The sequence below is a fragment of the Pseudomonas avellanae BPIC 631 genome (assembly GCF_000444135.1).
GTDB classification, from domain to species: Bacteria; Pseudomonadota; Gammaproteobacteria; order Pseudomonadales; family Pseudomonadaceae; genus Aquipseudomonas; species Aquipseudomonas avellanae.
The window spans coordinates 1-13,451 of sequence record NZ_ATDK01000061.1 but is presented as its reverse complement, the minus strand read 5'-3'; the positions used below and the strand labels follow the sequence as shown (position 1 = coordinate 13,451).

Sequence of the window (13,451 nt, the reverse complement as noted above, 5' to 3'; positions counted from 1 at the left end):
TGTTTTCGAAAAAATCAGCCACCAACTAACGGAAAATTCAAATCTTATCAATAGCTTAGCTTGCAGGTTATGGGTAACTTATTTCGAAAACAGTACACTAGCGCTGATTGGCGAGCAACTTTTTCACGATGAAGCGCTGGTGGCCGAAATGGCCGACCGGTCTTCTCGTTGCTGACGCTGGCGTCAACAGCAGGCCATAGGCCTTACGTGTGTTAATGCCTACGCTGAATTGACCCACGTGCTGCCGTGCGATTAGCCCACCCTCAAGTCAACACAAACCCAGTAAAATAGTGGTTCTCGGGGAGTCTGCCCGGTTCAGTGATATCTCGGCAACTGGGTCAATTCGGCGCCGGCGCCAACAATCTAGGAAACCAGGGGCGATTCACTAGAACTGCATAAGTAATCAGAAATCAGCGCCAAAATAGAAATTAATGGGAATTTTCTGATATCTATGTAGTCTGTTTCACGATGGTTGCGCACGATGTCAATATGCCGCTATCCGGCATGGCATTGAACGTCGTATTGACCAATTCCAAACAGGCGTACCTCTCGCCACTAGCGCTTCTAATGGAATATTTATGCTTGCCTTTAAAAGGACATGGCTGGGTTTGTGTGCGCTGCTCTTGGCCACAGGAGCGTTGACGCCTGTTCAGGCTGCAACCCCCGGCGAACAGGATCTCATACGTGATCGCCAGGACCGCTTGCTCGAAGAGCAGCGCCGTCGCCTGGAAGAGCTAAAGGACCTGCCCGGCAAGCAGACCACGCCGACAACACCCGCCACGCCCGCCGACACCCGCTGCTTCACTATCAATCGCATCGAACTCAAGGGGGCGGATTCCATATCACCCGCTGAGCGTGATGCACTGATCAAGCCGTTTCAGGGCAAATGCCTGGGCGTGGCCCAGCTCAATGAACTGCTGAAGGCCATCACCGACCATTACATCGACAAAGGTCTGGTGACCACTCGGGCCTATCTGCCGCAGCAGGATCTGTCCAAGGGTGACCTGCAGGTGCTGGTCATCGAAGGTAAACTAGAGAATCTGCGCAGTGACGCTGCTAGCGGCCTCTCGGATCGCGAACTAGCCATGGCCTTTCCGGGTAAAGAGGGCGAGTTACTCAATCTGCGGGAAATCGAGCAGATGGTTGATCAGCTCAACCGCCTTCCGTCCAATCAGGCGCAAATGGAGCTGACTCCGGGCCAGGCTGTTGGCGGTAGCGATGTTGTGGTCAAAAATACCTCGCAGAAGCCTTGGCGTGCCAACCTCTCGCGCAATAACGAAGGCCAGCGCAGTACTGGCGAGCAGCAGTGGAACGTGGGTCTGGACTGGGACAGCCCGCTGGGTTTTGCCGATCAGTTGAGTCTGCGCGGCGGTCATGATGCGGTCAGCGACCACCAGCAAGCTTCGCACAACGGCCTTCTGTCATACAGTCTGCCGTGGGGCTGGTGGACTTTCAGCTATCTGTATAGCGAAACCGAATATCGCTCGCAGGCCGAAGCCGATGGCTTCAAGTTCAAACAGGATGGCGACAGCCAGAACCATCAGTTTCGTGCCGAGCGCGTGATCCACCGCGATTCGGTCAGCAAGACCTCGCTTAACGCCGGTCTCGCGTACCTGCGCACCAACAACTACGTCGAGGACAGCAAGCTGGCCTTGAGCAGCAACCGCATCACCGAAGCACAGTTCGGCATTAACCACGGTCGGCGGGTCGGCTCGGCGTTCGTCAACATCGACCTGGGCATGCAACAGGGCATCGGTTTGCTGGATGCACAAGGCAACCACGATCCAGGGCCGGGCGAAGCCGATGCTCGCTACCGCAAATACACCGGTACCATCAGCTACCTGCATCCGTTTCAGTTGTGGGGCGAGAACCTGGCCTTCACCAGCCTGGCCACCGGACAACGCAGCGAAGACGTGCTGTTCAGCCCGCAACGCCTGAGCCTCGGCGGTTCGTCATCGGTGCGCGGCTACAAGGATGAATTTCTGTCCGGCGACAGCGGCGGCTACTGGCGCAACGAAATCCGCCTGACCCGCCCGATGACGCTCGACTGGCTGCGCCCGGTGTTCGCCGAATACGGCGCTGCCGCTGGCTACGATCAGGGGGTTATCCGCAATGATCGTTATAACGGCCAAAACCATGGTCGGTTGTCCAGCAACTCATTGGAATTGTTTACCCGCGGCCAGCACGTCGCTGCGTCCGTCACCTTTGCCCATTCCCTGGAACGTCCCGACGTGATCGAGCGCGAAGCGCCGATCTACTTCCGCATGGACTTTTTCCTTTAATAACGCTGCTCCGAGGTCGCCCACATGGACGCTCATCAACTGGCTCTGCTGGCACGTCAGCCCTCTGCTGCAGTAGCCGAGCGCACGCGATTTCTGGGCATTCCCAAGCGCCTGCTGGCGTTGCTGCTAGCCAACGTCATGTTCTGGCAGCCGATCTGGGCGCAGGCCGACGGGATAGCAGTCAGCGGTACCACCAATACGTCCGTAGGCCAGGCAGGCAACGGTGTGCCGGTCATCAACATTGCCGCTCCCAACGCGGCAGGGCTTTCGCATAACCAGTACCAGCAGTACAACGTCGACAGCAAGGGTGTGATTCTCAACAACGCCACCAATGCCATACAAGCCACCCAACTGGGCGGCAATATCCTTGGCAATAATCAGTTAGGCGGGCGCGCCGCCAGCACCATCCTCAACGAAGTGACCGGCACCAACGCCAGCCAGTTGAATGGGTACACCGAGGTGGCCGGGCAGGCAGCCCGCGTGATCATTGCCAACCCTTATGGCGTCACCTGCAGCGGCTGCGGCTTTATCAACACGCCTCGTGTCACCCTCAGCACTGGCAAGCCGGTACTCGATGCGAATGGCAAACTCGACCATTTTGCCGTGGACGGCGGCAGCGTCACGATCGATGGCAAAGGCCTGGATGCAAGCGCAGTCGACCAATTCGATTTGATCACCCGTTCTGCGAAGATCAACGCCGATATCTACGCAAAACAACTCAACATCGTCACCGGTGCCAACGACGTCAACGCCGACACGCTGGCGACCACACAGCGTGCTGCCAATGCCGCCGACAAGCCGCAACTGGCCATTGATTCCTCTGCGCTTGGCGGTATGTACGCCAACGCGATCAAGCTGGTCGGCACCGAACAGGGTGTCGGCGTAAAGACGGCAGGCAATATGGCTGCCAGTGGCGGCGATATTCAGATAGACGCCAACGGTCACCTGAACATCGCGCAAGCCTCCGCGCAGGGCGCTTTGAACATCAACGCGGCTAGCGTCGAGATGACCGGCAAGGCCTATGCGGCAAGCGCCAACGTGCGCACCCCCGGCGAACTCGTTAACCAGCAAAGCCTGGCTGCTCGTGGCCGCGTGGAGATCAACGCAGCCAAAGTCACAAACGCGGGCACCATCGCTTCGGGCATCGAAGCCGACAACAGCCGCAACTCGAGCGGTGACGTCACGATCAACGCGCCGGTGGTCGCCAACACCGGCAGCATCGAAGCCAGTCGCGCACTGACTATCAATGCGGCTCAGACCCTCAACAACCAGAGCGTGGTGCAAGGCGGCGCGGTCAACCTGACCAGCGGCCAGATCATTAATCAGGGATTGGCGGCACGTCTCGTCGGTGAACAGTCGCTGTTCATCTCGACCCCGGCCATCGTCAACCTGTCCGGCGTGATTCGTTTTGCCACCGGGCAGGCGGCCAGCCTGCAACTCGACAGCCTCGATAACCGCGAAGGCCTGATTCAGGCAGCGGGCGGCAGCCTGGCGATCAGCGCGGGCGCACTGGACAACAGTGCCGGTCAGATCGACGCCGGTAGCCTTACGGTTGCGTCCACCACGCTCAACAACCGCTCCGGCTTGTTGTCAGCTCGTGCAGGCGATGCACGTGTGACGGCGCGCAACACGCTGGATAACACCGGCGGCACCGTTCAGGCGCAGAACCTGTTGAACGTCACCGGTGGCAATGTTCTTAACCAGAGCGGCAGCCTGCTGGGGACGAGCATCAACGTGACTGCGCCGGGCGCGCAGATCGACAACCGTAGCGGCCTTATTCAGGCATCGGGCGGCAGCCTGACGATCAGCGCTGGCGCACTGGAGAACAGTGCCGGTCAGATCGACGGCACCAGCCTTACGGTTGCGTCCACCACGCTCAACAACCGCGACGGCCTGCTGTCGGCCCGTGCGGGCGATGCACGGGTGACGGCGACCCGCACACTGGATAACACCGGCGGCACCGTGCAGGCGCAAAACCTGCTGAGCATCACCGGTGGCAATGTCCTGAACCAGACTGGCCGCCTGCTGGCGGTCACCGGCAATCTCGACCTTAACGCGACAGGCTTGGATAACCGCAGCGGCAGCGTGCTGGGGGCCGGCGTCAACGTAAGCGCGCCTGGTGCGCAGATCGATAACCGTGGAGGCAGGATCGTCGGTGACCGCATCGACCTGAACGCCGCCGGTCTCGACAACCGCGAGCAAGGCCTGCTGGCAGCCGGCACGCAGGGCATGGCCCTGAGCTTTGCCCCAACGGCGAGCCAGGCTCAGTTGCTCAACAGCGGCGGCCAGATTCAGAGCGACGGCGGCCTGCTGGTCAGCGGCGCATGGCTGGACAACAGCGCCGGTACGTTGCTTGGCCAGAACGTGCTGATCGACGCACCACGGCTGATCAACGACAACAACGGCGCAGTGGTCAGCAATGGCGGCGACGTGACTCTGAAAGTCAGCAACCTGCTGAGCAACATGACCGGCATCATCGATGCGGGTAGCAGCCTGGTCACGATCAGCGGTTCGTCTGACCTCAACAATCAGGGCGGCAGCATTCGTGGCAAACAGCTGAGCCTGCAAGCAACCACCCTGCGCAACGGCCAGCAAGGCCAACTGGTCGCGGGCACCGGCGGGCTGATCTACACCGGCGGCGCGCTGGATAACAACGGCGGCGCGCTGGATAACAACGGCGGTACGCTGCTCAGTAGTGGCGGCACCACGGGGCTGGAATTGGGCAGCGGCACCGTCAGCAACGTCGGCGGTACGATTCAGGGCGACACGGTAAGCGTCACCGCCGCTTCGCTGGACACCAGCAGTGATGGCAGCAAGGCGGGCATGGTCTCCAGTCTGGTCGACAGCCTGACCTTGAACGTGGGCTCGGTGACCAGCAATGCGGGCAAACTCTTCGCCAAGACCTCGCTGGTATCGACTGGCACCACACTGTCGAACACCAACGGCGCCCAGCTCAGCGGCGACAGCGTTAACCTCACCGCCAACAACCTGATCAACAGCGGCGGCTTGATTGAATCGAATACCACGCTGAATCTGCAAGGTGGTTCGCTGAACAACACCTCGGGGCAACTGCGCGCCTTGGGCAACGTGGTCAACAACAATGCGGGCATCAACAACACAGGCACCGGCGCACTGCGCGCCCTGACCACCGACACCAGCACTTTCGATTTCGCCGGCAGCATCATCAACCAGAGCGGCCGTATCGAAGTCGGCAACACCGACTTCGCCCTCAAGGCCGATGCGCTGGACAATCGCGCAGGCAGCATCGAGCACGCTAACACCGGCCTGCTGACACTGGACTTCAATCGCGTCTCCGGGACGGGTGGCAGCATTACCGCGCTGGGCAGCGGGGACTGGAATTTCGGCGCTGTCGACGGGCTGGGCAAGGTGCAGCTCAATAATGCACTGACCTACACCAGCGACTCACTGGCACTGCTGGCCGGTGACCGGCTGGCCAGCGGGACCGGTCTGACCCTCAACCTGAACAGCCTCAACAACGGTGGCGAACTGCTCAGCGATGGCGACCTGACGCTCAACCTGAACGGCGATCTGACCAACAGCGGCCGCCTGTCTGCGCAAAACCTGCTGACCATCACCGCCAACAACGTCAGCCAGAACGGTGGCCGCATTGGCGCGGGCAGCGACACGCGCCTGAAACTCAGCGGCACCCTCGACAACCTCGGCTATCTGACCGCTCGCCAGAACCTGCGCATCGACGCGGCACAGATCGACAACCGCGGCACATTGGGCGCACAGGGCGCCGTTAACCTCAATGCCAGCAACGCCATCACCAACAGCGCTGATTCATTGCTGTTCAGCGGCGGCGCCATGGCCTTGCGCACCGGCACGTTTAGCAACCTGTACGGCGACGTCTACAGTCGTGGTGATTTGAGCGTGGCCAATCTGGACGGCAGCGCAGCACAGCGTTTCAGCAACCTGTCCGGCACGGTGGAAAGCGAAGGCGCAATCACCATCAATGCCACCGCTGTGGAAAACGCCAAGGCCGAGTTCGAGCTGGGCCAGAAAATAGTCAGCGGCAGCCTGAACTGGCAGTGCGGCCAGCATTGCGACGGGCATGACTCGTTCAAGCGCGGCGCTATTACCATTGAGCAGACGCTGCTCGAAACCGCCGTCAAGGATTCCCCGTCGGCCCGACTGGTGGCAGGCAAGGACCTGACCATTCAGGCTGACAACGTACAGAACCGTTACAGCCTGCTGGCCGCCAATGGCAACCTGAGCATCACCGCCAACGACTTGCTCAACCAGGGCGCCTCAGAGCGCACCGGGCAGAACAGCATCTCGATCGGCACACCGGGTCGGATCGACACCGACTACTGGGACCAGATGGAGTTTGTCGACATCCCAGCCTTCAAAGCCGCTGTGGCTGCTGGCAACTTTGACTTGGCACGTTTTGAAGTGCTCAAGGCTCGTTCCTCCGACAGTCGCTTTGAAGAACAAAGCAACGTCACTGTCTGGACAGACAGCACGCAGCCCAAATACGCCGCCACGCTTCAGGCGGGCGGCGCGGTTAACCTGAACGTCGCCCGCACCGTGCAAAACGGTTCGCTGCGCGCCAACAACACCCCGGAAATACTCACAGGAACGCTGGGTGAGGATCAGACAGGCATCAAGGTCGGCGGCATCGACATCACGATCAACAAGCAGGCCACCGACGCCAAAGCCACGACCGTAGCGTCGGTTAAGCCCGTCCAGCACGTCGCCGCTGATGGCAGCGTACAGACCGTCTTCACTCCAGTGGACTACAGCGGCATTCCGTTCGCCGCCGTGGACCCGACCGCTGGCGCGACCTTCCAGCTGCCCAAAGGTGATTACGGACTGTTCATTCGCAACCCTGACCCGACCAGTAATTACCTGATAGAAACCAACCCGAACCTGACCAACCTGTCGCAGTTTCTTGGTTCCGACTACATCCTCAGTCGCCTCAACATCAACCCTGACAGCAACTGGCGTCGTCTGGGTGACGGCCTGTACGAACAGCGCCTGATACGCGACGCAGTACTGGCGCAAACAGGACAGCGCTTCCTCGCCGATGGCCTCACCAGCGATTACGACCAGTACCGCTATCTCATGGACAACGCGCTGGCCAGCAAAAGCGCCCTGAACCTCAGCCTCGGCGTCGCGCTGAACGCCGAACAGGTCAGCGCCCTGACCCACGACATCGTGTGGATGGAAAACCGTGTCGTCGACGGCCAGAAAGTCCTTGTGCCGGTGCTGTACCTGGCACAGGCAGACTCACGCAACTTGCGCGGCAACAGCCTGATCCAGGGTCGCAACCTGAACCTGATCTCGGGCGGCGACCTGATCAACGTAGGAACCCTGCGCGCCAGTAACAACCTCAACGTCAGCAGCGGCGGCAGCATTTATCAGGGTGGCCTGGTAGACGCGGGCAATAACCTGCAGATGATCGCGCAGGACAGCATTCGCAACGCGATGGCCGGCGAGATTCGTGGCGGGCAGGTCAGCCTCACCGCCGTCAAAGGCGACATCCTCAACGACCGCACCGCCATCCAGGTGCGTGACGGCGCGGGTATGCGCACCGTAACCGACGCGGGCAGCACCATCACCGCTCGTGAAAACCTCGCCCTCAACGCTGGTCGGGACATCACCAACTACGGCGCCATGAGCGCCGGTGGCGACCTGTCGCTCAAGGCGGGCAACGACATCAACCTGCTGGCCAAAACTGACAGCAGCGAAAAGCACGAACTGTTCGATGGCGGGCACAAGTCGGTCATCACCACGGATGTGAAAAGCCTGGGTTCAACCGTTACAGCGGGCGGCGACCTTGGGATTGATGCGGGGCGGGATATTAATGTTCTGGCCAGTCAGGCTTCTGCCGGCAAGGACCTGAACGTTCAGGCTGCACGTGATCTGTATGTGGCTTCGGCCGGTGACGTACACAACATCGATGGCAAAGACAAAGACGGCAAGAAGCGCATCGCGACCTCCAATGGCCAGACGACGCAGGTGGCGAGCGAGCTAACCGCCGCGAATGACTTCACAAGTCTGACTGGCCGCGATACGACGATGGTCGCAAGTAAGATCACCGCAGGAAATGAAGCGTATCTGTATGCCAATAATGATCTGAATCTAGAAACGGCTGATAACGCCAAGTCCTCTTTCTACTCCGAAACCAAGAAAGGTTCCTGGGGTAAAAAGAGCGCGAGAATGACGGAAAGCGAAAGCGTCCAAGCGGTGTCATCGGTCATTCAGTCGCAAGGTAAAAATACAGTTGTAGCCGTGAATGACATCAATCTTGACGGCTCCACCATCAACAGCGACAAAGGCGCGCTGACCGTACTGGCGGGCAACGATGTCAATCTGAGTGCAGCTCGGAATACCGAGTCCAGCGCGTCTGCGAAGTCAAAGTCGGGCGGGTTTGGCTTTTCCAGCACCAGCAAAATGAGTAACGACTCGGCGACCACAACCTCGCTGACCGGCTCGACTCTCAGCGGAAACACGACACTGGTGCAGGCCGGTCGTGATGTTGTCGCCTATGGCAGCAATATTGTTTCGACAGACGAAACCAATGTGCAGGCGCGTAACGATGTCCGTATCGAAAGCGCTGCCGAGACATTCAACGCCCAACACAGCCAATCAACGAAAAAGTCAGGGTTGATGGGCACTGGCGGAATCGGCGTCACACTGGGCTCCTCGAAAAATAGTTATAAGCAAGAGACCGAGAGCCAGACGCAAAAAGGCAGCACGGTAGGCAGTGTGCTGGGCAACGTGAATGTCATCGCCGGTAAAGACCTTACCGTGAAGGCATCGGACGTTGTCGCAGGAAAAGACATCAAGCTTATCGGGCAAAACGTCAGCATTGTGGATGCTGCGAACGACGTTACCACTCGCTCAGCCCAGGAAAGCAAAAAGAGCGGTCTGACGCTCGCACTGTCCGGTGTAGTAGGGGAAGCGGTAAACACTACGATACAGACCGCCAAAGATGCGAAGCATGAAGACGACACTCGTCTGTCGGCGCTTCAGGGCGTCAAGGCAGGACTGTCTGGATACCAGGCCTGGCAGGGCGCACAGGCGCTTGAATCAGGTGCACAAGCTGGCAGCTTCGTGGGGGTCGCACTTTCTCTGGGAACTCAAAAATCCAGTTCCAACCAGTTGGAAGAACAAAGCGTCAGCCAAGGCAGCAACCTCACCGCTGGTAACAATATCAGCGTCATTGCAACCGGAACAGGTCAGGCAAACGCTGCGGACGGCGATCTTTCTGTGCGGGGCAGCAAACTTCAGGCAGGTAACAACTTGTTGTTGTCGGCTGCCAGAGACATTGACCTGCGCTCAGGCGTCAATACCCAAAGGCTGGACGGCTCAAACAAGAGCGGCGGTGGCGCGGTAGGTGCCAGCCTTGGGGTCGGTTCCAGTGGCGCAGGCCTCAGTATCTTCGCTAATGCCAACTCGGGCACCGGCAAAGAAAAGGGTGATGGCACGGTATGGACTGAAACCAGCGTTAATGCCGGTAACCAGCTGACGATGAACAGTGGCCGCGACACCACGCTCGAAGGCGCCCAGGTCAGCGCTCAGAAAATCGTCGCCGACATCAAACGTAATCTGACCGTCAGCAGCCAGCAGGACACCGACCGCTATGACACCAAGCAGTCCAACGTCAGTGGCGGAGGAAGCTTTACCTTCGGCTCCATGACGGGAAGCGGCTCGCTTAGCGTCAGCCAGAGCAAGATCCAATCCAACTTTGACAGCGTGAAGGAGCAAACGGGTCTGTTTGCTGGCAAGGACGGTTATCAGATCAAAGTAGGAGAACATACTCAACTCAACGGCGGCGTTATCGGCAGTACGGCCAGCGCCGACAAAAACACGCTGAATACGGGCACGCTCGGCTGGATGAACATCGGCAACAAAGCCAACTTCTCCAGCCAGTCCCAAAGTGTCAGCGGCGGCACGGGAGGGGACGTCGGCTCGCAGTTCATGGGCAACATGGGCAGCCTGTTGCTGGTCGGCTCCAACAACAAAGGCAAAGACAGCAGCACAACCTACGCCGCTGTTTCTGATGGCGAGCTGACTGTCCGCGATCAGGACAAACAACAGCAGGACGTTACTGCGCTGAGCCGTGATGTCGAGCACGCCAATAACGCGTTGAGCCCTATTTTCGACAAGGAAAAAGAGCAGACGCGACTGCGTCAGGCGCAGTTGATTGGTGATATTGCCAATCAGTCCATGGACATCATTCGTACTCAAGGAACCATCGAAGCCGCGAAAGCAGCCCAGGCTGAACTGAAAGACAAAAACATGCCGGGGGCTGACCCGAACGCTTCATACAAAGACCGTCAGGCCTACGTCGAGGCATTACAGGGCACGGATGCCTACAAGAAAACCATGGCGACCTACGGAACAGGTAGCGATCTGCAAAGAGCCGCTCAGGCCGCTACTGCGGCCATTCAGGGATTGGCCGCGGGAAATCTTGGCCAGGCTGCGGTAGGCGTTTCAGCACCTTACATTGCTGGCGTTATCAAAGAGAGCACGGGCGATAATCTTGAAGCCAGGATAATGGCCCATGCGTTGCTTGGCGCCGTGTTGGCCAAGTCTCAACAGAACTCTGCTGTAGCCGGTGCTGCCGGAGCAAGCATTGGCGAACTGGTCGCCAGCCAGCTTTATCCCGGGAAGTCTGCGGACCAACTGACTGAAGCTGAAAAGCAGAAAGTATCCGCACTGTCGACACTGGCAGGCGGCTTGGTCGGAGGCTTGGCTAGAGGCGACTCAGCGGATGCGCTTGCGGGTGCAGGAGCGGCGAAAAACGCAGTCGAGAACAACCAGCTAAGAGGCGCAGAAGGCCTCACGCTGTTGATGAAACAACGTCAGTTTGCGGAGTCGTGCAGCGGGGTATCGTCCTCAAGCTGCGACAAGCTGTCGAAAGATATCGACGAACTATTGGTGAAAGCTAGCTCGTTGCTTAAAGAGACCGAGGCCGTTGCAGACGACTTCCTGAAGACACCTGCTTCGACCACTGAACCAGGCCAACTGGTCAAGTGTGCGACATCCGGCAACGGTGTGTGCGTTGTCTCCAGCAATACCATTAAAACCAACCTGGGACAGGAGTGGGCGCTAGAGCCTGCCAGCTACGAGCAATCAGAGATCTACAACGCGAAGTCAGCCACTGAACTGGCGACGGCCAAAGCAACCCTCTCAGAAACCTCGAAAGAGCTTTTCGCTGCGGGCTGCGGAGGAATAGGCGCGGCCGGAATCGGGTGCCAACTGTACATGGCGGGTGGCGGTTCGAACCCGGTTTCAGGCGATCAGGCAACGTCTTCTGAGCGGGTCATGTACGGGGCTCAGGCGCTGCTTAATGGTTTAGGGCTGTTTGGTGCGGTGTATGATGGTGCAGCGGTTGGGGTGAGGCCTGGACAGGTTGATGGTACTTTAGGTGCCAAAGGCCCTGCATCCGGTTTGGTTTCTGGAGAAACAGGTGTTGTAGGTACCGGAAAAGCTGCCGCCAATGACGCGAGCTTCGATGGTGCAAAAGCTGCGGCAAATGGCAGTGGGCCAGCTAAGGGCTTCTTAGAAGTCAGTGATGCATATTCGTCCTCTAAAGCTGTACAAGGGTTGAGTAATTCAAAACCGATTGACTTTATTTACGATCCGGCTAGTCAGCGATTCATCATGGGGCGGAATCAGTTTGGGCATGATGGGATTTTGGATGCTGGAAAAATCCCTTCATCTGACGCTATCGTCGGCGGCGGGATCTGGAAGGAAAATGGAGTTCTTCGAACCTATGAATGGAGCGGACATTACGGGATGAACTGGACTCCCGAGCTTCGTGAGCAGTTCAAGTCCTTTATGAGCAGCCATGGTGTGGATGTTACCCATACTCCCGGGATATCTAGATGATAGATGAGCTGAAAAAAAAGCTATTGATGGAGCTCGGTAAGCTAGATGCTCCATGGATAAAAAAAATCGAGTACAACTCTGAAGGGGCTAATTTGAGTTGGCTTCCTGTAGCAAAGTTGTGTGGGGGGCGTTTTCTTTTAGGGCTTACTTCCAAGGGGCTTTGGGCTAGATCGACAGAATCTGTTGTTCAGACAGTCAGCGACGAAACTGCGTATGTATTTTTTCTGCCAGTACTAGAGGATCTACCAGAAGTGGTTCGTTGCAAGATGATCGATGGGCTTAAAGGTTATGGGCTTTCCGAGAGGTTCATAGACTTATTTCCATTTGAGCAAATTGTTTTGGCAGGTCTTAGAAGTCAGAGTGAGTACTGGTCTGGCTTGGCATTGAAATGGGCTTTATTTGTACCGAGATCTAATAGTTTAGAGGCGGAGTTGGAGGTGTTGAGTAAAGCTGGAGAGACTCAGAAAATACGTCACTCGGCAAGAAAAATAGCTAAGCAGCTAAAAGTTTTGTGACATATGTGCAAAGCCTTAACGTCGTGTCCGGGATCAGTTGACCACTACACACGGTCCATGCGGCACAAGAGTCTGTCCCCCGTCGGCAGGCTTACCGTACGACTGTTTCCAAATTCTGCGGGCTCCCCTTCTCGGGTGCTTTCTCGTGTCCAATGGAGGTGTCATGAACCAGATTGAACTTATTGCCCGAGTGCGAGAAATTGCTGAAAATGAGCACTTTGCTACGGTTATCACATGCCAGCGTAATGGCCCCGAAAATGCCAGGCGTGCAACAATACGCCGATACGAAGAAGTGCTTCGCTCATCCACAGGCCTTGATGACCGAGTGGTCGCCTGTCAAACCGGGTGCTCGTACTGTTGTTACATCCGGGCTGTTGCATCTCCAGTCGAGATCTTTGGTCTTATCGATTATTTGCAGGCAACCTTGGATCAGAGCGCTTACCGTGCTTTCGAGCAGCGAGTTCATGCTGCTGCACAAATAGTGCGTCCGTTGTCCCTCGAAGCTCATATGAGGACCAACGTTGCCTGTCCTGCTTTGCAGGATGCAAAGTGCATTGCATATGCCGCTCGACCATTGCGCTGCCGTGGACATCACTCTTGGGACACCCATATCTGCATTACTGAGTACGAGAATCCAGACATGGCTGTTGGGCCTGTAAGTCACCTGCCTGTGCGCGGACACAGCTCTAGTGTACTGTTTTCGAAATAAGTTACCCATAACCTGCAAGCTAAGCTATTGATAAGATTTGAATTTTCCGTTAGTTGGTGGCTGATTTTTTCGAAAACA

General features: G+C 57.7%; 4 protein-coding genes. All 4 read left to right on the top strand.

Annotated features, from left to right (window positions below):
* Window positions 1–578: 578 nt before the first annotated feature.
* Window positions 579–2,282: a ShlB/FhaC/HecB family hemolysin secretion/activation protein gene (locus DW49_RS0104805; RefSeq protein ID WP_005614300.1), complete on the top strand. Its 1,704-nt coding sequence runs from the start codon at window positions 579–581 to the stop codon at window positions 2,280–2,282.
* 24 nt (window positions 2,283–2,306) lie between these two features.
* Window positions 2,307–12,149: a hemagglutinin repeat-containing protein gene (locus DW49_RS0104800; protein ID WP_024421103.1), complete on the top strand. Its 9,843-nt coding sequence runs from the start codon at window positions 2,307–2,309 to the stop codon at window positions 12,147–12,149.
* Window positions 12,146–12,664: a hypothetical protein gene (locus tag DW49_RS0104795; protein WP_024419915.1), complete on the top strand. Its 519-nt coding sequence runs from the start codon at window positions 12,146–12,148 to the stop codon at window positions 12,662–12,664. The genes DW49_RS0104800 and DW49_RS0104795 overlap by 4 nt, the downstream gene beginning before the upstream one ends.
* Before the next feature lie 163 nt (window positions 12,665–12,827).
* Window positions 12,828–13,373, top strand: coding sequence for a YkgJ family cysteine cluster protein (locus DW49_RS1000000131705; RefSeq protein ID WP_122349225.1), 546 nt, complete (start codon window positions 12,828–12,830; stop codon window positions 13,371–13,373).
* Window positions 13,374–13,451 lie beyond the last annotated feature (78 nt).

Coding starts and splice junctions, on each gene's coding strand:
- DW49_RS0104795 (WP_024419915.1), top strand. CDS start 12,146: ATGATAGATGAGCTGAAAAAAAAGCTATTGATGGAGCTCGGTAAGCTA.
- DW49_RS1000000131705 (WP_122349225.1), top strand. CDS start 12,828: ATGAACCAGATTGAACTTATTGCCCGAGTGCGAGAAATTGCTGAAAAT.
- DW49_RS0104805 (WP_005614300.1), top strand. CDS start 579: ATGCTTGCCTTTAAAAGGACATGGCTGGGTTTGTGTGCGCTGCTCTTG.
- DW49_RS0104800 (WP_024421103.1), top strand. CDS start 2,307: ATGGACGCTCATCAACTGGCTCTGCTGGCACGTCAGCCCTCTGCTGCA.